Here is a 17,725-nt window from a genome sequence, read left to right as displayed (position 1 = left end):
CGTTGACAGGCTTGGCTACCCTGTGGTCTCTACCCATCTGTATCGTACGGCCACGTCGGGAGAGACCGGCTTTAGGCAGCCGGCGCCGAAGGAGCAACCGCCCCGGAAACTCTCAGGCAAAAGGACCGCGTGGCTTTGACAGCATCTGGAAAGAGGCGCCGACGGGCTTAAGACCCGGACTGCGTCCGCCGACGGGATAATACTCTCAGGCACAGCGACAGATGGGGCTTCGACTGGTGTCCATCGGGGAATCGTCCCCGGGGAACCGCCGAGGGCCCCTTAAGATGCTAGCGCACAACCAAGACTCCCTGAAACGAACGCCCCTCCACAGCCTTCATGTCTCCCTGGGCGGCAAGATGGTGCCGTTCGCGGGCTATGACATGCCCGTGCAGTACCCCGCGGGCGTGCTGAAGGAGCATCTTCATACCCGCACCCAAGCCGGCCTGTTCGACGTCTCCCACATGGGCCAGATCGCGCTCCGGCCGAAATCCGGGAGGATCGAGGACGCCGCCCGCGCGCTGGAACGGCTGGTGCCGCAGGACATCGTGGCGATCGCCGAGGGGCGGCAGCGCTACGCCCAGTTCACCAATGCCGAGGGCGGCATTCTGGACGATCTGATGGTCGCCAATTTCGGCGATCACCTGTTCCTGGTGGTCAACGCCGCCTGCAAGGACGCGGACGAGGCGCATCTGCGTGCGAATCTGTCCGACGACTGCATCATCGATTCGCTGGCCGACCGCGCGCTGGTCGCGCTGCAGGGCCCGAAGGCCGAAGCGGTGCTGGCGAAATTCTGTACAGAGGCCCCGGCCATGAAGTTCATGGATGCTGGCCCGCATGAGGTCGCCGGCATCAAGTGCTTCGTCTCGCGTTCCGGCTACACCGGCGAGGACGGCTTTGAGATCTCGGTTCCCGCCAGCGATGCCGAACGCCTCGCCAAGATGCTGCTGGACAATCCGGACGTGCTGCCGATTGGCCTCGGGGCCCGCGACAGCCTGCGGCTGGAAGCCGGGCTCTGCCTCTACGGTCATGACATCGACACAGAGACCACGCCGGTCGAGGCGGCGCTGGAATGGTCGGTGCAGAAGAGCCGCCGCAGCGGCGGCGCCCGTGCCGGCGGCTTTCCCGGCGCCGCGAAGATCCTTGCTCACTTCGATGGCGGCGCATCCCGCCGCCGCGTCGGCCTGCGGGCCGAGGGCCGCGCGCCGGTGCGCGAGGGCGCGCTGCTGTTTGCCGACAGCGCGGGCGGCGAGCCGATCGGAAAGGTCACCTCGGGCGGATTCGGCCCGAGCCTGAGCGCGCCGGTCGCGATGGGCTACGTGCCCGTGAGCCTGAGCGCGCTCGGCACAAAACTCTTCGCCGAAGTGCGCGGCCAGCGACTGCCGCTCGCAGTCGCCGCCATGCCCTTCGTGAAAAACACCTACAAACGCTGAGGACTCCACAATGACCACGACGCTGTACACTTCCGACCATGAATGGCTCGCCATCGACGGCGACACCGCCACGGTCGGCATCACCGACTACGCGCAGCAGCAGCTCGGCGACGTCGTCTTCGTCGAATTGCCCAAGGTCGGCCGCAGCTTGAAGAAGGCCGAAGCCGCAGCGGTGGTCGAGTCCGTGAAGGCGGCCTCCGACGTCTACGCCCCGATCTCTGGCGAAGTGGTCGAGACCAACGAGGCGCTGGCCGCCGAGCCGGCGCTGGTGAACTCGGATGCGCAAGGCGCGGCCTGGTTCTTCAAGATCAAGATTGCCGACAGAAGCGAGCTCGGTGGCCTCATGGATGAAGCCGCCTACAAGGCGCATACGGCGTGAGATGACGAGAACTCTGACCTCACATTCGGTGTCATCGCCCGCGCAGGCGGGCGATCCAGTACGCCGCAGCTTCTCGGTTCAAGCCGTGACGCCTGCGTGTACTGGATGCCCCGCCTTCGCGGGGCATGACGGCGACAGCGAAATCTAAGCGAGGACCCATGATGACCGCGCACCGCAAATCCAATGGCGACACCGCCGCCTTCGTACGCCGCCACATCGGCCCCTCGGTGCGCGACGTCACCGCAATGCTGGAGGCCGTCGGCGCCAAGAGCGTGGACGCACTGATGGCGGAGACGCTGCCGGCCTCGATCCGGCAGGCATCCCCGCTCGATCTCGGCAAGCCGCTCAGCGAAACCGAGGCGATCGCGCACATGGCCGAGCTTGCCGCCCAGAACCAGGTCTTCACCTCGCTGATCGGCCAGGGCTATTCCGGCACCGTCCTGCCCGCGGTGATCCAGCGCAACATCCTGGAAAATCCCGCCTGGTACACGGCCTATACGCCCTACCAGCCCGAGATCAGCCAGGGCCGGCTGGAGGCACTGTTCAACTTCCAGACCATGATCTGCGACCTCACCGGGCTCGACGTTGCCAACGCCTCGCTGCTGGATGAGGCGACCGCCGCCGCCGAAGCCATGGCGCTCGCCGAGCGGCACTCGCAGGTCAAGGCCAAGGCCTTCTTCGTCGACAAGGACGTGCATCCGCAGACGCTCGCGGTGATGCGCACCCGCGCCGAGCCGCTCGGCTGGACCCTGGTGGTCGGCGATCCCCTCACCGATCTCGACAAATCAGACGTGCTCGGCGCGCTGCTGCAATATCCGGGTTCTTCCGGCGCATTGCGCGACCTCAGGCCCGCGATCGCAGCGCTGAAGGCCAAGGGCGCGCTCGCCATCGTTGCCGCCGACCTGCTGGCGCTGACGCTGCTCGCCTCGCCCGGCGAGTTAGGTGCCGACATCGCCATCGGCTCGGCGCAGCGCTTTGGCGTGCCGATGGGCTATGGCGGACCGCACGCGGCCTATATGGCGGTGCGCGATGCGCTGAAGCGCTCGCTGCCCGGCCGCATCGTCGGCCTCTCCGTGGATTCGCGCGGGATGCCCGCCTATCGCCTTGCGCTGCAGACCCGCGAGCAGCACATCCGCCGCGAGAAGGCGACCTCCAACATCTGCACCGCGCAGGTGCTGCTCGCCGTGATCGCTTCGATGTACGCGGTCTATCACGGCCCCGAGGGACTTTCGCAGATCGCGCGCACTGTGCATCGCCGCGCCGCGGTCCTCGCGGCCGGCCTGCGCAAGCTCGGCTTTGCGCCGCAGGCCGAGACCTTCTTCGACACGCTCAGCGTCGATGCCGGCGCCAAGCGCGCCGAGATCGTCGCGCGCGCCGCTGCCGAGAAGATCAATCTCGGCGTTGGCGAAACTGCCCTGCGCATCGCACTCGACGAAACCACGACGCCCGCGACGGTGGAAGCGGTCTGGCGCGCGTTCGGCGGCACGCTTGCTTATGCCGAGTTAGATGCGACCACGCGCGAGGCACTGCCGGAGGCGCTGAAGCGCACCACCGCCTTCCTGACCCATCCCGTGTTCCACGCGCATCGCTCGGAAACCGAGATGCTGCGCTACATGCGCAAGCTCAGCGATCGCGATCTCGCGCTCGACCGCGCCATGATCCCGCTGGGGTCCTGCACCATGAAGCTGAACGCGACCACCGAGATGATGCCGCTGACCTGGCCGGAATTCGGCAGCCTGCATCCCTTTGCGCCGCGCGAGCAGGCCAAGGGCTACCACGCGCTGTTCGCGCGGCTGGAAAAATGGCTGTGCGACATCACCGGCTATGACGCGATCTCGCTGCAGCCGAATTCGGGCGCGCAAGGCGAATATGCCGGCCTGCTCGCGATCCGCGGCTATCATGCGGCGCGTGGGCAAAGCCATCGCAAGATCTGCCTGATCCCCTCCTCCGCCCACGGCACCAACCCGGCCTCGGCCGCGATGGTCGGCATGGACGTGGTGGTGGTGTCTTGCGAGAAGAACGGCGACGTCGACGTCAACGATCTCCGCGCCAAGGCGGAAAAGCATTCGAACGATCTCGCCGCTGTCATGATCACCTATCCCTCGACGCATGGCGTGTTCGAGGAGCACATCAGCGAGATCTGCGACATTGTCCACGGCCATGGCGGCCAGGTGTATCTCGACGGCGCCAACCTCAACGCACAGGTCGGCCTTAGCAGGCCCGGCGATTACGGCGCCGATGTCAGCCATCTCAATCTGCACAAGACCTTCTGCATCCCGCATGGCGGCGGCGGCCCCGGCATGGGCCCGATCGGCGTAAGAGCGCATCTCGCCCCGTTCCTTCCCGGCCATCCCACGACCAACGTGGACGCACCGGTCGGCCCGGTCTCGGCCGCACCGTTCGGCTCGGCCTCGATCCTCACCATCTCCTACATCTACATTTTGATGATGGGCGGCGAAGGCCTGAAGCGCGCGACCGAGATCGCGATCCTCAACGCCAACTACATCGCAGCAAGGCTCGATGCGCATTTCCCGGTGCTCTACAAGAACGCCAGGGGCCGCGTCGCGCATGAGTGCATTGTCGATCCCCGTCCGCTCAAGACCACGAGCGGCGTCACCGTCGACGACATCGCAAAACGCCTGATCGACTACGGCTTCCACGCCCCGACCATGAGCTTCCCGGTGCCGGGCACGCTGATGATCGAGCCGACCGAGTCGGAATCCAAGGCCGAGTTGGATCGCTTCTGCGACGCCATGATCGCGATCCGGAAAGAGATCGCCGAGGTCGAGGCCGGCCGCTTCAAGATCGAGGCCTCGCCGCTGCGCAACGCCCCGCACACCGTGCACGACATCGCCGATGATGCCTGGAATCGCGCCTACACCCGCGCCGAGGGCTGCTTCCCCGACGGCGTCTCGCGCACCGACAAATACTGGTGCCCTGTGGGGCGCGTCGACAACGTCTATGGCGACCGCAACCTGGTGTGCTCCTGCCCGCCGGTGAGCGATTACGCGGAAGCCGCGGAGTAAGACGCGACGGAGGTCTCGTAGGGTGGGCAAAGCGTAAGCGTGCCCACCGCCTTTCTTGCTTGTTGAAAAATGGTGGGCACGGCGCTTACGCGCCTTTGCCCACCCTACGGCACTGAACACTTGTCTAAGGCGCTACCAGCGAGCGCGTCTCGCGATCCCAGCGCCAGAGCCGTTCGTTGGTCAGTTCAGTACCGCCCCACCAACGTTTGATCGGGTTGTGGCGCCACATGTCGTCTTCGCGCGCTACAAGTGAACGCCCGAGTTCAGTCAGCGTGACCTTCCACTCGCTCCTGCCGAAGTAGCGGTCCTCATTGTCGAACGCTGGATCGCCCAACAAGACTGGCGGCGCCGAATACGCCCCCAGTTCGAGCAAGGCATCGCGCGCGTCGTCTTCATCGAACACGTCGCGAAGCCACCTCGCCTCGCAGACGCGCCTCAGGTCGGTGTGCCCTTCGTTGACGAAATCCAGCAAATCCATTTCGCTGGCACCGAGTCCCGTCACGCTGTCCGGAAGCTCTTCAAGCACGGCAATCAGCGCCGATCGAAGTCTCGGCAGGATGGTCAGATCCGTCATCAGCAGATCGAAACAGGATTCCGGCGTTTCAGCCCGATAGGCTCGCCAGGCATGGCTTGCCGTCACCAGATGGTTCTCGGCCACCTTGAAGGCCGGCAGCTTCCATTTTGCGACATGCTCCGGCGCATAGTTCGCAACGATGTCATCCGCATGCACAAGGCTCAGCTTCGTCGTGATCTGCTTGTAAGGGCGAACCAGGTCCAGCAGCCAGACGAGCACAAGCTGATCATTGGGCCGAGGATCAACCCATATTTCAATCGAGTCGAACTTCTCGCACAGCTCCAAGAAACCAATATCGCGCGTGCCGAAACCCTCGAGCGCACCGCGACAAACGTCATCGAGCCAATGATCGCCTGGATTGCAGTGCTTTTCCGATCGGCGCTCCAGCCCCATCAAAAGCTGCTCGTCGGAAGGCAGTTTTCTCCAGACAAAACGCGGATAGAACCCGAGCGCGACGTTCGCAACGCCGGACTGGCGAAGTGTGTCCTCCGCACGATCGTTCGTTGCCAGGATCAAATGTGACACGATTTCCTCTCAAATGAGGCCGGCGCGCTGTATGGCGTCGGCATCGGACAAATCTGTCGTTTGAACAAGCTGCGTTATGTCCATGACCTCACGACGGCTTCGTCAATCCAGGGCCATACCGCCACAGCCGATCGTTGGTCAGATGGGTGCCGCCCCACCAGCGATCGATCGGGTTGTGGCGGCTGAAATCCTCCTGATGGGCCAAGAGAGTTTTGCCGAACTCGGTCAGCGAAAGGCGGCTGCGGAGATAGACTTCATGCCGAGCACCGAGATTACCTTGGTCGATCGCGCGCAGTTCGTCGCCCAAGCCGGCCACTGCTGGCCTCGGACCGAGCGCGAGCCCCTCAAGCAACGAGCCCAACTCAAATTCTCCGAACACATATGTGCGCCGTTGCGAGCGCAGGTGAAACAACGCATTCGTGTTCGCAAACCCTCGGGAAAGAAGCTCCAGAAATCGCATTTCCGTCGCACCAAGCCCTGTCGAGGGTGACGGCAGTTCTGCCAGCAGATTGAGCAAAGCTGGCCGCAGCATCAACAAGGCGCTCAGATCACTGCTAAGAAGTTTGACGCACGCCTCAGGCGTCGGTGCGCGATAGGCCTGCCATGCCATTCTGGCAGTCTCCAATTCCCGTAGGGTGACAACAAAGGCCGGAATATGCGATGCGGACTGTCTCAGTTCTTCACTTCTCATTAGGATCAAATCGTCCGTCACCAAACGCAATTTGAGTTTTTGCGCCGGGCCCGAATGAGAGCTGAGGTAATCGAGCAGCCAAATCAGCTGCAACTGATCCTGCGGACTCGGGTCGAACCATAGTTCGATCACGTCGTACAGTTCGCAAAAATCGACAAAGGACAGATCTTTACCGTCCCTGACGACGCGAGGCCAATGGATGCCCCAGTCCGACCAGTGATCACCTGGCCCAAGTGTCTCCGAACGCGCCGAAAAATAGGCGGCGAGCATCTCAGGTGAAGGCAAGGGTCCCCACTGAAAGCGAAAAGAGAACGCCACGACAATTTCGGTCAATCCCGATTTGGCGAGATCAAATCCGGACGAGCTGGTCAAGATCAGACGCTTCATCGCACTACCCGATCACGACAACCCAAAACGAAACGGGCACCGAAGACGTCGGCAACTCAACGTCCTCAGTGCCCGCTCCTCGCGAAAACTTTTCCGCGTTAGGGCTTACTCGTCCGCCGGCTCCTCGCCGTCGGCGTCGCGCTCGGGAGTGCCGGCCAGAATCTGCTCGGCGATCAGGCCGGAGTTCTGGCGGATCGCGGTCTCGATCTTGGCGGTGATGTCGGGATTGGCTTTCAGGAACGCTTTCGAGTTCTCGCGGCCCTGGCCGAGGCGCTGGCTGTCATAGGAGAACCAGGCGCCGGACTTCTCGACGATGCCGGCCTTGACGCCGAGATCGAGGATCTCGCCCATCTTGGAGACGCCCTCGCCGTACATGATGTCGAATTCGACCTGCTTGAAGGGCGGCGCCAGCTTGTTCTTCACCACCTTGACGCGCGTGGTGTTGCCGACCACCTCGTCGCGCTCCTTGATCGCGCCGATGCGGCGGATGTCGAGGCGGACGGAGGCGTAGAATTTCAGCGCGTTGCCGCCGGTGGTGGTTTCCGGCGAGCCGTACATCACGCCGATCTTCATGCGGATCTGGTTGATGAAGATCACCATGGTGTTGGACTTGTTGATCGAGGCCGTCAGCTTGCGCAGCGCCTGGCTCATCAACCGCGCTTGAAGTCCCGGCAGCGCATCGCCCATCTCGCCCTCGAGCTCGGCCTTCGGCACCAGCGCCGCGACCGAGTCGATCACCATCACGTCCACCGCACCCGAACGCACCAGCGTGTCGCAGATCTCCAGCGCCTGCTCGCCGGTGTCGGGCTGCGAGATCAGGAGCTCGTCGATGTTGACGCCGAGCTTGCGGGCATAGACCGGATCGAGCGCGTGCTCGGCATCGATAAAGGCGCAGATGCCGCCCTTCTTCTGCGCTTCCGCAACCGTATGCAGCGCCAGCGTGGTCTTGCCCGAGGATTCCGGCCCGTAGATCTCGACGATGCGCCCCTTGGGCAGGCCGCCGATGCCAAGCGCGATATCGAGCCCGAGCGAGCCTGACGACACCGCCTCGATGTCCATGGAGCGGTCGTTCTTGCCCAGCTTCATCACCGAGCCCTTGCCGAATTGGCGCTCGATCTGGGAGAGCGCGGCGGCCAGAGCTTTACTCTTGTCCATGGAAGATCCTTCGACGATACGCAGGGCAGTGGCGGACATTGGGTCGTGCTCCTTATGGCGAGGATTCGCTAGGGGGACAAACGATTGAGAGGCGGGCCGGCGATAAAAACAATGTACCCTATTTGTTCCAGGTTCGCAATATGTTCTTTTGCGGTTTTGGGTACTGTCCGTATTTGACCCCTAGTGTCCTAAGTTGATTTGGCGAGTGTCCTAATTCGTTCGGTTGCACGAACTCGACGCCGAACACACGGCGAACGCGAGTGTTCCGCTAGACGAACACCCCGGGAAAAAATGGCAATAGGCTGAGGAACTAACAGCCTAGCAGCGCATCTCTACGATACCCCCAGCACGAAAGGTGCCCCCCCGACTGCTGGAGGAAAACCCCATCAGCGGGTTGGCGGCCCCCAGTTGGGGCCGTTTATAATTCAAAGATAAGGCCGCCTCAGTTGGCGGCCTCTTTCATTTGAACACGCCGTCTTCCTCGTTGTCGTCCTGATCGGCCAAAATCTCCTTGTGGCGCGAATAGGGCGGTGTCCTGATCTGCCCACGCGGGTGTCCTAATCAGGACAGCACCCGGTTTTGGGCACTGTCCGTATTTGCCCCTCACTGTCCTAAGTTGAATTTGGGAGTGTCCTTTATTCCAAATGCCGCAAAACTCGTTGGTCCCCCAGCCGCGAGGAGGTCCCGCATGGATAGGATTGCACCTGTTGTTCTCGCGGTGGGGCTATCGGCGGGTTCGGCAAACTTCGCGCACGCCGAACAACCGGGGGCGGACTGGATGCCAATCCAGCAAGTCGTCGAGAAGGTTCTCAAGGCGGGCTTTACGCTGGTTAGCAAAATCGAAGCCCACGATGGCCGATGGGAAGGCGAAGGCATCAAGGATGGCCAGAAGATGAAGTTTCACGCCGACCCCAAGACGGGCGAGATCATATCTGCACGGCCCGATCGCTAGGAGTAGCCTAACTAGGGCAGCACCCGATTTTGGGCACTGTCCGTATTTGCTCCCGGGTGTCCCAGTTTGTTCTGGCCAGTCTCCTAAATTCATGTCTGAACCAAGGCGACCCGTGGTAGTTTACCCGCATCACCGGCTTCGGCTCTGCCCGTAGGCGTCGGTGGCTGAGAGACCGAGCGCGCTCCCGCCTGCTGACAGGGAGCGCCGCCATGTCGAAATATCTTCAAAAAATCTGGATTCAGACCGCCCTGATCGCCGACGAAATCGAGCGAACCCGGCAAATTTGTGCGCGCTCGCTGGAACTGCTCCGCCTGCCTGTCCCCAACACCTTCCTCGGCAACAGACTCGGCGCACCACCCGAGAAGGAAGAGTAGGGCCGCCTCAGCTGGCGGCCTCTTTCATTCTACCCGCGCATCCTCATTCGCTAAAGCATGATCCGGACCCGAAGGGCCGCGTAGCGCAAAGTGCGAAGCGGTTTTCCGGAAAGATCATGCGTAAACAACAACCTGAAGCGCGATGACGATTCATCTAAATCTCATCGCGCTTTAATGCCGCGTTGGATCGCTGGGCTGGGACACCCAAGCGTCCTTCGGCTTCCAGCGATGCGTTTGGCCGCAGCGCGGGCACTTGAGAGGTATTTCGATGGGCGGGAGCGTTTCGAACACAACGGTCTCCGTATTCAATCCGGTGAAGACGGCCTGCCCTGTCACGGGACAAATGATCAAAATATCCGGCATTTTCGGAAATCCGTTCTATGCAACCAAACTTGTGCTAAAGAATTGAGGCGGCGCGCAGCGTGAGACCGCCATGAGAAAAAGCGACGTGATTTGTTCCGAGTGCGGCGCCGGCTTTCGTCGCCTGGAATTATGGTCACAGCCCGGGGAAAAAGGCGAGTATCGCTGCCCGGCGTGCGACACGCCGCTGGAGACCTTCGACGGCAGCAAATTGATTGCCTACCGCCTCACGATCGAACCATCCGTCAGATCCATGCGCGATTGAGCTGCAATGTGGTGCGCGTAGCGGTGTTGCTGACGGCGATCCTCGTTGCTGATCGGCCGTAGGTGATCGCGTCACAAACCTGTGGCATGGCCGCTGCACATTGAGCTCAACTGGGATTTCAGCGCTCAGTTAGAAAATAGAGCGCCGCCGGGACGCTGATTTCGAGCCCGGCCGCGCTTTTTTCCAAACCCTGATACGGCCACTGCCGTCATAAATCCGTAATTTTACGGCACTCGAACCTTCCCGCTGTTCCCGATCTTGTCTAGGGGTCAGCGGCTGAGCGACGGGGAGCGTGTGTGATGACGGAACCGACCCATCTTGGCATGGCGCCAAAAGATCGCCTGTTGGACGCAGCCCGGAAAGAGCTGATTGAGTTCGAGCGGCGAGAAACGGAGTTCCGCAAGAAGGACCGCCAGGAGCGAGCGGCGGAGCTTCGCCTTCCCCTGGATAAGATCATCAAGGTCCACTGAGGCGAACATCGACAGTTTCATATGACTGTCATGGGACTGACTGTCATGGGACGTTTCTGATCTGACCGTGCGACGGCCGCTCCGTCGCAAAGGCTTGCGCATCGACGGCCTCGAGCATGATCCGAACCCGAAGGGTCGCGTAGCGCAAAGCGGTGTTCCGGAAAGATCATGCGGACACGACAACCTCGAGAGCAATGACGATTCATCCGGATCTCGGCGCTTTAGACCACCAGACAGGGCGAGGAGATTGTTGCTTTCAGAACCTTTGCGATGCGCACTGGTTATCCCGGCATGTATCGCCTCTGGTATTTTGCCGCCTTCCTCGCCGTCACCGCGAGCGCCTTTGGTGCCTTGGTGGCGTTCGACAAATTCCTTGGATGACCCGAGGCCGCCTCAATTGGCTGCCTCTTTCATGCTCCAGGAAGCTCAATGACTGACGGCATCGCCCATCAAAGTGCGGCAGGCGGCGGAGCCTTGTCTTCACGCGCAAGCTGTGAAATAAGCGCCGCCTTTCGATCAACCAGAGCGACGCTACGGGAGTTGGGCTGATCTTCAACTTCGCGTGCTTCAGGTCGACGCTGTTCGGAGTATTACTTGCTGCCGGTCCCCTTGCCGTGCTCGCTCATGGCTTGGCCGGCGCGGGATCCCTCTTCACCGGCGCATTGCTCGCAGTCCCGACGGTGCTGCTGATCGCGTTTGGCGACTGGAGGCAGTTCCGCCCGCACGCAACCGATCTGCTGTTCACCGCGTTCGTGGCGCTCGTCGGCATTTCGGTCGCGATCAATGGCGTCGCCGGCGACATCAAAGAGCTGGCGCTGCTCAGCCTCACCCTCGCCGCCTATCCGGCCGCGCGACTCTCAGGCAGGCACCTGCTCGCGCCCGGCTTCTTTGCGGTCGCATCAGCCGCCGTGCTCGCCGTTGCCGTCGCAACGGCGATCGCGCTGGCCAAGCAGTGGACCTGGAGCCATGGCAAGCCTCTCGTCTTCGACCAATTCGACGCTGCGCCGACGCAATGTGCAGCGCTGCTCGGCCTGCTGGTGCTGACGATCGCGACGTCGGAAAAGCTCTCCGTACGCCAAGTCACCCTCCTGGGGCTGGCGGCGTCGTTGCCCGCGGCAATATTCGCCGCCTCCATGGTGCGGTTCACGTTCATTGCGCTGGGTCTGTCGCTTCTTGCCGCAATCGCGCTGAAGCCCGCCGGCGCAGGCCGCAGGGCCGCCATCCTGATCAGCTTGATCGTGATGAGCGCGAGCGTGCTGGGCGCTGCTGCGCGCTGGCACCAGGCGACGATCTTCCTGCACCACGCGGCGACGGTCGGGGATCTTGCCGCGCGGGCACCGGATGCACGTCTTTACCTGCCGGATCCAGCTGACGCGGCGCACTGCCCGCCGATCGACATCGACAACTCGATAGCGGTCCGCAAGCAGCTCTACATCGATGCTGCTGCCGCCATCCCAAATGCCGGCCCGTTCGGAATCGGTCTCGACGGCTTTCTCGCGCGGTCCTGCATCAAGGGCTTCTCGCCCCACAACGCATTCTTGCAGGCCGCGATCGAGTTCGGCTGGCCGGCCGGTGTCATCCTCGTACTACTGGTTGCGACCCGCTTCCGCCGGGATACCTTCGCGATGGCGCGGATTTCCGCTGGGTTCCGCTTCGCGGCCTGCGCGCTCTTGTACCTCTGCCTGCTTGCGATAGCGCATGGCCGCATCAGCCGTGAGCTGGGGCTATTCATGTTGCTCGGCTATGCCGCCGAGTTGCGCGCCGCCCGCCGCGCGATCGCCACGGCATGGATGTTGCGGCCGCCGCTGCTCACGCGCTGAAGCATGATTCGAAGGGCCGCGTAGCGCAAACTGCGAAGCCCGGCCCTGGAAAGATAGAGCGGCGCGAGAACATGACGCGCATCAAAGACGCAGCCGCCGCGTGCCGTCATGCTTGCGCAATCCTGCGAAACCTTTCGGTGCTCTGCGGCCTTCTCTGGGATTGGACCGCAACAATGGGGATCTCGGTCATGGCGGAAAACACGCAGCACGATGCAATCGGGCGCAATCATCTACTGGTGACGGCGCAAGAGGAGATGATCAAGTTCGAGCGCAAGGAAAACGAGTTCCGCAAGAAGGACCGCGAAGAGCGGGCCGCCGAGCTCCGCCTCCCGCTGGATACGATCAAGGTTCATCAGGTCCGCCGGGACGTCAGCGACGATAGCCGCCCGCTAACGGTACTTTAATACTACCACTAAGCCATTGATTGCGTGAAACAATCCCACGGCGACCTACTGTGCATGGGGTTGTTTTGCAGCTTTTGCAGGACTTGGAGGCGTCCATGGCGCCCACGACCCGCGTGCGGGCATGTCCGCCCGGAGCCGGCCGCCGTCTGCCCCGCGTTACGTGAGCCCTACAGCAGCGCCAGCAGCGCGATGCCGATGACCAACACCACGAAGCCAGCCGCCGTCGCGGCGGCAAATGACCGCTCTACGTTATCCATGATGCCACCCCGTTGCCGGTGCGCGCCACGTTCCCCCATGGCAGCACCGGACTCGGCGGAATCTTGCCTGCGGCTGTGGCCTGAGTGGTGCGATCGGGTGACAAAATTGGGACCGGTGCGGGGCCAGTCTGCGGCCTGCTCAGCGCTGCTTTCGTTTTCGCCGTCAGGCCTCTGTAAGCCAACTCGCCTAGGCTCGAAGAGCCCGATGGACCAACACCGGGCCTCCATACACAGTCGACGACCCCGCTCTCCCCGAGCGGGGTTTTCTGTTTGCGGGCCTGTGCGTCGTTGAAGCCGGTGCCGATTCGATTCGCGAGCCTGTCAGGCTGCCGTAAGCTCAGCCGGTTAGGGTCGCTCGGCTTATGGTGTTGCAGCCCAGCACCTCAGCCTCCAATAACCTTCTCCCCGCTTGGCTCTCCCCAAGCGGGTTTTTTTCGTGCGCGCCGGCCGTTCACGCGCCGCTCTCCTCCCGCGTCAGCCGCAGCGAGAAGGCGCGGATCGCGGGCGCCGCCAGCAGCACCATGGGCAGCATCGCGGCCCATGCGATCAGCCACGACACCATCCAGTGCCGAACGAACAGGATGGCGCCATCAGCGGGAAAGCTGGCGATTCCCGCCGCGATCAGCGAGGTCAATCCGGACTGGATGACGCCGAAGACGAAATGACTGTAGCGGCGGGGAATGCCGAGCATGACGCGCCCTTGTTATTGCCGTCATGCGGCCAAGCAAGGCACGTGCCGCCCCGCGCACCAAGATGCGCCTGATCGCTTGCCGTTCAGCGCCCGCGCATTTTCGAATCCGGAGACTGATCTGGATCAAGAGTCTCGGGCAGCATGAGCATTGAACTGACTCCGTGGTTCTCCGGCCATGAACAAAGTTCCTGGCCGGGCGATGACGCACGCGCTTTCGAGATTTCCGTGAGCTATCCACGAGTTACCTGCAGATTTCGCTTGTCCCTGGAATATTATGACGGCCAACATGTGTGCAGTGATGGATGGTGAATCGTGGGAGGTGGCCATGAATCACAGGGGCGTCGAGTTCACCGTCGCCAAGACGGCGATTCCCGGAGTCTGGCGGTGGCAGTTCCGCATCGGGGAGCAGGTCAAGTCCGGCAAGACCGAGACCAAGATCGACCTGTTGGCGATCCGGCGGGTGCAGCTGCGCATCGATCGGGAACTGAAGGCCATCGGGCGCAAGACAGCCTGATCAAGACAGCCTGATCGAGCCGGGCATCCTTGTGCAGCGCGGCGTACCCTGAACGAAGCCGCATGTCCTCCGTAGACACCCGGAATTGATCTGCCGGGAGTTTGGGATTGCACTGCCCGGCCACGGCCTTGGGGGCGGGGCCTTCACGCGACCGGTGCCAGCCATGCCGCTCTACTTCTTCCGAATCCGCAACGGCCGCTATTCCGGCTGTGCGGACCAGGCGACGGAATTTTCCGATCGCGATTCGGCCTGGAAGGAGATGACCAGCGTCTGCGCCGACATGGCCGCCGGGATCGCCCGCAAGCTCCAGGAAAATTCCGAATGGCACATGGAGCTCCTGGACGAGGCCAAGGAGCCGGTGTTCCGCATCCGCATCGTCGCCGAGACGCTCGACTAGACGCGAGGACGTTGTCCCTCAATCGGCGCTGGGCAGCCGCCGCATGGTGAATTCGATGTCGCCGCCGGGCAGTTCGCGCCAGGTCTCGACCGCGCTCATATAGCCGGCCTTGGGATAGCGGGCGAAGAAGGCCTCCGCCCTCGCCCGCGCCGCTGCACGCGGCAGCGTGAAGGTCTCGCGCAGATAGCCGTCGCCGGAGCGCCCGCCCGGCTTGCTGCCACCGGCCTCGCGCCGGCGCGCCATCCGCTCGGCGAGATCCCGCGGACGATCGGCCATGACCTCCCCTCCTCTACGCAATACCTGCGCTCAATGTAGGGAGTGGCCGGACGAAGAGGAGTCCCGGCCGGAAGGCGCCGCCTCCGGCCGAAAGGCTCAGTTCGCGGCTGTGCCGGTCTTGGTCTTCTTCGGCGCGCTGGTGGCGGCCGCCTTCGGCGCCGCCGGCTGCTTCGGCGGATCGGAGCGCATGCCGCCCCAGGGATCGTTGGACGCCTTGGCGTCCGGAATCTTCTTCAGCGTTTCCTTGTAGGCCTTGTCACGCTCGGCTTCCGCGGCCTTCTCCTCCGGGGTCTTGCCCGGACCGTCCTGCAGCAAATTGAGATTGGGCATTTGCGCATAGGCCGGTCCCGCCAGCACGGCCAGCAACACCGCCGCCATACGGAAAAGCTTCATCTTTGACTCCTCAGATCATTTCATGGAGGCGCGGATCGCCCGTGCCTTGTCATCCCAGCGCGGCGCTGGGAGCCGCAGGGACCGCTACGATCGGCACGATTTCGGCGTGTGCAGCCAGTCGTCCCAGATCGGGCCGCACCTGGTGCACCCGTTCAGCGCAAGACCGAGCGCAACCAGACAAAAGACGAGGACATACCGACGCAACATCGCCCACCTGTACCCAACCACGGCATCATATCGGGCCAAGTCAGGCATTTTCAAGCCGACGGGACCGGCACCAGCCGGGTGACTTTGCCGCGCCGATGCGGGCAGAATGGCCGAAACATCCGGCAACAATGGAGGACACGACAGCAATGCCATCGCAGCCAGAAGCCGAGTTCGGCATCAATGATGCCCGACGCATCCTCGGCGAGGTCTTCGCGCCCTGGGTCCAGGATCTCAACCTCTCGGTCGAGCGCATCGAGCATGCACCGCCGGCAGATGATCCCGACTGGCAGCCGGGCGCACTGCTGCGCATGACGTTTTCGGAGCGGCTGTGCCGGAGCGGCGGGGTGGTCTGCGGCCAGGCGCTGATGGCCCTCGCCGACACCGCCATGGTGATCGCCATCCTTGCCGCCAATCGCGGCTACCGTCCGATGACGACGGTCGACCAGACCACGCATTTCATGCGCGCAGCCTCATCGTCGGACGTGCTCGCGGACGCCCGCGTGGTGCGGCTCGGCCGCACCATGAGCTTCGGCCGCGTCACGCTGCTGTCGGCCGCCGACAACAAGCCGGTGGCGATGGTGTCGAGCGCGTTCGCGATGTTGCCGGGCTGAGCCTCATCTGAAAAATGAGAGCCGCGTGAGCGCAAGGCGCGCCGCGGCTCTCGATGACGTCGACGCCAGACCGAGGCACGAATGCGATCGTGTCTCAGTCGGCACGCTTCAATAATTACTTGCCGAGGATCTCGTCGGCCGCGGTGACGACGCTGACGGTCGGATTCTTTCCGCAATAGGCACCGAACTTCTTGGCGTTCTCGATGAACACCTCGGTGTCGATGATCGCGTTGTCCTCGTCGCCCTTGTACCAGCCGTCCATCCAGGTCAGCACGACCGCGATGTTGTCTTCGCCGCTCTCGAGGAACTGCTTGCAGCTCATGGTCGAGAGGTCCCACTTGGCGGCGTGGGCGGGCATGGATGTCAGCGAGAGCGCTGCGGCGAACAGAAGCGAAAGCGAAGTCTTCATCAATATCTCCATCGGCGCGTAACGCCATAAAGGAAAGGATCGTGAGGAAAGTCGGCGGGACGTGACTCACCGCTCCAACGTCGTAAACGAAGTCTGAAGCGCCATGCAAGTAGCGCCAGTATTGAGTTCATTTCAACGTAATTTCTATGCACTATTTCACAATCGTCACGATGGATTAATGCCGATGATCGAGAAGCGCGCAGCACAGCGGCACCGTGTTTTCAAGGGCGGAACGATCACCTTCGAAGACGGCGGCATCGCGTGCACGGTGCGAAACATGTCGGAAAGCGGCGCGGCGATCGACCTCGATAGCCCGGTGACATTGCCGCAATCGTTCACACTCTCGATCGCACGTGACAATTTCGTGCGGAATTGCCGCCCCGTGTGGCGCAGCGACAAACGCATCGGCCTCGCTTTCGTGCAATAGCACACGCGATGTGAACGAGTGTTCGCATCACATGCACAACACGATCATGATTGCTCGATATGGTGGCGGCGCGCCAGCGTCAGCTCGCGACCGCGTCAGCTCGCGACCACGAGTGCGATGATCGCGCGTGTGACCGCCGACGACATCAAGAAATCGTCCCCGGGACGATCGATCGCGCGCGACTCTGGCGATGGCCCTCGTCTGCCAAACGCAACTTTGCGGTCGCCGATCGAGGTAGCGACCTCAGAGTGACCGCCGGTGTCCGCCGCGATGTCTCGTAGTGCCGAGAAGCGGACGTTGCGCCACTGCCGCCCCGAACTCTCCCCAGGGGGGCGCGTGGCCGCATTGTGATCAGAACAAGTGTTTGCGGAATTCGCGGACCAGTCCGCGATACCCGCCGTGGGTCATTTCGGCTTCTTGGCGGGTTCGCTCGGGCGGGCCCCGCCCCACGGATCGTACTTTTCCTTCGGCTCGGGAATACGCTCGAGCGCGGCCTTGTAGGCTTTCTCGTCGACCTTCGGCTTGTTATCCGCCGGCTTGGCGCCGTCATTGGGCTGACGCCGCCCCTGCGCCTCAGCCGAGCCGCACGCCAGCGCCAGCACCGCAGCCGCTATGACCAAAATCCTCATCGATGCAATCCCCCTCGCGTGGGGTACAAACTAGCCTGCAATCCCGTAATAGCAAATGCCGCGGGTTCCGCGCCTTCAGCAAATCTTGATCGGGGCGGACTT

The 17,725-nt window shown here is 62.8% G+C and carries 21 protein-coding genes and 1 riboswitch; of the genes, 13 read left to right on the top strand and 8 right to left on the bottom strand.

Features of this window, described 5'->3' with window-relative positions:
• The first annotated feature begins 46 nt into the window (after positions 1-46).
• Positions 47-137, top strand: a riboswitch (glycine riboswitch).
• A 147-nt stretch (positions 138-284) separates the two neighbouring features.
• The 3 genes from gcvT to gcvP all read left to right on the top strand — a co-directional run bounded on the left by gcvT (position 285) and on the right by gcvP (position 4,835).
• Positions 285-1,430 carry a glycine cleavage system aminomethyltransferase GcvT gene (gene gcvT, locus JQ592_RS15675; protein ID WP_211403733.1) on the top strand — a complete coding sequence of 382 codons (1,146 nt, stop codon included), beginning with the start codon at positions 285-287 and terminating at the stop codon, positions 1,428-1,430.
• A gap of 10 nt (positions 1,431-1,440) precedes the next feature.
• Positions 1,441-1,809 carry a glycine cleavage system protein GcvH gene (gcvH, locus tag JQ592_RS15670; protein ID WP_211403732.1) on the top strand — a complete coding sequence of 123 codons (369 nt, stop codon included), beginning with the start codon at positions 1,441-1,443 and terminating at the stop codon, positions 1,807-1,809.
• 161 nt (positions 1,810-1,970) lie between these two features.
• Complete coding sequence (gene gcvP, locus JQ592_RS15665) at positions 1,971-4,835, top strand: aminomethyl-transferring glycine dehydrogenase (RefSeq protein WP_211403926.1); 2,865 nt, start codon at positions 1,971-1,973, stop codon at positions 4,833-4,835.
• A 124-nt stretch (positions 4,836-4,959) separates the two neighbouring features.
• Here the strand turns inward: gcvP and JQ592_RS15660 are convergent, their stop codons facing one another.
• The 3 genes from JQ592_RS15660 to recA all read right to left on the bottom strand — a co-directional run bounded on the left by JQ592_RS15660 (position 4,960) and on the right by recA (position 8,206).
• Positions 4,960-5,934: a hypothetical protein gene (locus JQ592_RS15660; RefSeq protein WP_349630465.1), complete on the bottom strand. Its 975-nt coding sequence runs from the start codon at positions 5,932-5,934 to the stop codon at positions 4,960-4,962.
• 88 nt (positions 5,935-6,022) lie between these two features.
• Positions 6,023-7,012: a hypothetical protein gene (locus JQ592_RS15655; RefSeq protein WP_211403731.1), complete on the bottom strand. Its 990-nt coding sequence runs from the start codon at positions 7,010-7,012 to the stop codon at positions 6,023-6,025.
• A gap of 105 nt (positions 7,013-7,117) precedes the next feature.
• Positions 7,118-8,206, bottom strand: coding sequence for a recombinase RecA (gene recA, locus JQ592_RS15650; RefSeq protein WP_061882979.1), 1,089 nt, complete (start codon positions 8,204-8,206; stop codon positions 7,118-7,120).
• A 649-nt stretch (positions 8,207-8,855) separates the two neighbouring features.
• Between recA and JQ592_RS15645 the strand changes: the two genes are divergently transcribed.
• From JQ592_RS15645 to JQ592_RS38250, 6 genes are all read left to right on the top strand, one after another.
• Positions 8,856-9,119, top strand: coding sequence for a PepSY domain-containing protein (locus tag JQ592_RS15645; protein WP_211403730.1), 264 nt, complete (start codon positions 8,856-8,858; stop codon positions 9,117-9,119).
• Between the two features lie 209 nt (positions 9,120-9,328).
• Positions 9,329-9,493, top strand: a complete 165-nt coding sequence (locus JQ592_RS15640; RefSeq protein ID WP_211403729.1) for a hypothetical protein — start codon at positions 9,329-9,331, stop codon at positions 9,491-9,493.
• 433 nt (positions 9,494-9,926) lie between these two features.
• On the top strand, positions 9,927-10,118 hold the full coding sequence (locus tag JQ592_RS15635; protein WP_211403728.1) for a hypothetical protein: 192 nt from the start codon (positions 9,927-9,929) through the stop codon (positions 10,116-10,118).
• A gap of 299 nt (positions 10,119-10,417) precedes the next feature.
• On the top strand, positions 10,418-10,588 hold the full coding sequence (locus tag JQ592_RS15630; protein WP_211403727.1) for a hypothetical protein: 171 nt from the start codon (positions 10,418-10,420) through the stop codon (positions 10,586-10,588).
• Positions 10,589-11,202: 614 nt separating this feature from the next.
• Entirely contained in the window at positions 11,203-12,408 is a 1,206-nt protein-coding gene (locus JQ592_RS15625; RefSeq protein ID WP_211403726.1) for a hypothetical protein, read from the top strand.
• On the top strand, positions 12,375-12,812 hold the full coding sequence (locus JQ592_RS38250; protein ID WP_246820464.1) for a hypothetical protein: 438 nt from the start codon (positions 12,375-12,377) through the stop codon (positions 12,810-12,812). Before JQ592_RS15625 ends, JQ592_RS38250 begins: the two co-directional genes overlap by 34 nt.
• A 708-nt stretch (positions 12,813-13,520) precedes the next feature.
• Here the strand turns inward: JQ592_RS38250 and JQ592_RS15615 are convergent.
• On the bottom strand, positions 13,521-13,760 hold the full coding sequence (locus JQ592_RS15615) for a DUF2798 domain-containing protein (protein WP_211403725.1): 240 nt from the start codon (positions 13,758-13,760) through the stop codon (positions 13,521-13,523).
• A 325-nt stretch (positions 13,761-14,085) separates the two neighbouring features.
• Between JQ592_RS15615 and JQ592_RS15610 the strand changes: the two genes are divergently transcribed.
• Both JQ592_RS15610 and JQ592_RS15605 read left to right on the top strand, forming a co-directional pair.
• Complete coding sequence (locus tag JQ592_RS15610) at positions 14,086-14,274, top strand: hypothetical protein (protein WP_211403724.1); 189 nt, start codon at positions 14,086-14,088, stop codon at positions 14,272-14,274.
• A gap of 163 nt (positions 14,275-14,437) precedes the next feature.
• A complete protein-coding gene (locus JQ592_RS15605) occupies positions 14,438-14,671 on the top strand; it encodes a DUF6894 family protein (protein WP_018642771.1) in 234 nt (77 codons plus the stop codon).
• A gap of 18 nt (positions 14,672-14,689) precedes the next feature.
• Here the strand turns inward: JQ592_RS15605 and JQ592_RS15600 are convergent, their stop codons facing one another.
• Together JQ592_RS15600 and JQ592_RS15595 are read right to left on the bottom strand one after the other, a co-directional pair.
• Positions 14,690-14,947, bottom strand: a complete 258-nt coding sequence (locus JQ592_RS15600) for a hypothetical protein (protein ID WP_211403723.1) — start codon at positions 14,945-14,947, stop codon at positions 14,690-14,692.
• A 96-nt stretch (positions 14,948-15,043) separates the two neighbouring features.
• Complete coding sequence (locus JQ592_RS15595; protein WP_211403722.1) at positions 15,044-15,340, bottom strand: hypothetical protein; 297 nt, start codon at positions 15,338-15,340, stop codon at positions 15,044-15,046.
• A gap of 353 nt (positions 15,341-15,693) precedes the next feature.
• Here JQ592_RS15595 and JQ592_RS15590 point away from each other — a divergent pair, with 353 nt between their 5' ends.
• Entirely contained in the window at positions 15,694-16,158 is a 465-nt protein-coding gene (locus tag JQ592_RS15590) for a PaaI family thioesterase (RefSeq protein WP_211403721.1), read from the top strand.
• A gap of 115 nt (positions 16,159-16,273) precedes the next feature.
• Here the strand turns inward: JQ592_RS15590 and JQ592_RS15585 are convergent, their stop codons facing one another.
• Positions 16,274-16,567 carry an HdeA family protein gene (locus JQ592_RS15585; protein WP_211403720.1) on the bottom strand — a complete coding sequence of 98 codons (294 nt, stop codon included), beginning with the start codon at positions 16,565-16,567 and terminating at the stop codon, positions 16,274-16,276.
• Positions 16,568-16,745: 178 nt separating this feature from the next.
• Between JQ592_RS15585 and JQ592_RS15580 the strand changes: the two genes are divergently transcribed.
• Positions 16,746-16,994, top strand: coding sequence for a PilZ domain-containing protein (locus JQ592_RS15580; protein WP_433996421.1), 249 nt, complete (start codon positions 16,746-16,748; stop codon positions 16,992-16,994).
• 404 nt (positions 16,995-17,398) lie between these two features.
• Here JQ592_RS15580 and JQ592_RS15575 read toward each other — a convergent pair whose 3' ends face one another.
• On the bottom strand, positions 17,399-17,623 hold the full coding sequence (locus JQ592_RS15575; RefSeq protein ID WP_183240245.1) for a hypothetical protein: 225 nt from the start codon (positions 17,621-17,623) through the stop codon (positions 17,399-17,401).
• Between the last annotated feature and the right edge of the window lie 102 nt (positions 17,624-17,725).

The organism is Bradyrhizobium iriomotense, assembly GCF_018129405.1.
In the GTDB taxonomy this organism is placed as follows: domain Bacteria; phylum Pseudomonadota; class Alphaproteobacteria; order Rhizobiales; family Xanthobacteraceae; genus Bradyrhizobium; species Bradyrhizobium iriomotense_B.
The sequence above is the reverse complement of the archived record's forward strand: the minus strand, read 5'-3'. Positions and strand labels throughout refer to the sequence as shown.

Excerpts from the sequence above, each read along its gene's own strand:
- gcvT (WP_211403733.1), top strand. The coding sequence starts at position 285 with ATGCTAGCGCACAACCAAGACTCCCTGAAACGAACGCCCCTCCACAGC.
- gcvH (WP_211403732.1), top strand. The coding sequence starts at position 1,441 with ATGACCACGACGCTGTACACTTCCGACCATGAATGGCTCGCCATCGAC.
- gcvP (WP_211403926.1), top strand. The coding sequence starts at position 1,971 with ATGACCGCGCACCGCAAATCCAATGGCGACACCGCCGCCTTCGTACGC.
- JQ592_RS15655 (WP_211403731.1), bottom strand. The coding sequence starts at position 7,012 with ATGAAGCGTCTGATCTTGACCAGCTCGTCCGGATTTGATCTCGCCAAA.
- recA (WP_061882979.1), bottom strand. The coding sequence starts at position 8,206 with ATGTCCGCCACTGCCCTGCGTATCGTCGAAGGATCTTCCATGGACAAG.
- JQ592_RS15645 (WP_211403730.1), top strand. The coding sequence starts at position 8,856 with ATGGATAGGATTGCACCTGTTGTTCTCGCGGTGGGGCTATCGGCGGGT.
- JQ592_RS15640 (WP_211403729.1), top strand. The coding sequence starts at position 9,329 with ATGTCGAAATATCTTCAAAAAATCTGGATTCAGACCGCCCTGATCGCC.
- JQ592_RS15635 (WP_211403728.1), top strand. The coding sequence starts at position 9,927 with ATGAGAAAAAGCGACGTGATTTGTTCCGAGTGCGGCGCCGGCTTTCGT.
- JQ592_RS15630 (WP_211403727.1), top strand. The coding sequence starts at position 10,418 with ATGACGGAACCGACCCATCTTGGCATGGCGCCAAAAGATCGCCTGTTG.
- JQ592_RS38250 (WP_246820464.1), top strand. The coding sequence starts at position 12,375 with ATGGATGTTGCGGCCGCCGCTGCTCACGCGCTGAAGCATGATTCGAAG.
- JQ592_RS15615 (WP_211403725.1), bottom strand. The coding sequence starts at position 13,760 with ATGCTCGGCATTCCCCGCCGCTACAGTCATTTCGTCTTCGGCGTCATC.
- JQ592_RS15610 (WP_211403724.1), top strand. The coding sequence starts at position 14,086 with ATGAATCACAGGGGCGTCGAGTTCACCGTCGCCAAGACGGCGATTCCC.
- JQ592_RS15605 (WP_018642771.1), top strand. The coding sequence starts at position 14,438 with ATGCCGCTCTACTTCTTCCGAATCCGCAACGGCCGCTATTCCGGCTGT.
- JQ592_RS15600 (WP_211403723.1), bottom strand. The coding sequence starts at position 14,947 with ATGGCCGATCGTCCGCGGGATCTCGCCGAGCGGATGGCGCGCCGGCGC.
- JQ592_RS15595 (WP_211403722.1), bottom strand. The coding sequence starts at position 15,340 with ATGAAGCTTTTCCGTATGGCGGCGGTGTTGCTGGCCGTGCTGGCGGGA.
- JQ592_RS15590 (WP_211403721.1), top strand. The coding sequence starts at position 15,694 with ATGCCATCGCAGCCAGAAGCCGAGTTCGGCATCAATGATGCCCGACGC.
- JQ592_RS15585 (WP_211403720.1), bottom strand. The coding sequence starts at position 16,567 with ATGAAGACTTCGCTTTCGCTTCTGTTCGCCGCAGCGCTCTCGCTGACA.
- JQ592_RS15580 (WP_433996421.1), top strand. The coding sequence starts at position 16,746 with ATGCCGATGATCGAGAAGCGCGCAGCACAGCGGCACCGTGTTTTCAAG.
- JQ592_RS15575 (WP_183240245.1), bottom strand. The coding sequence starts at position 17,623 with ATGAGGATTTTGGTCATAGCGGCTGCGGTGCTGGCGCTGGCGTGCGGC.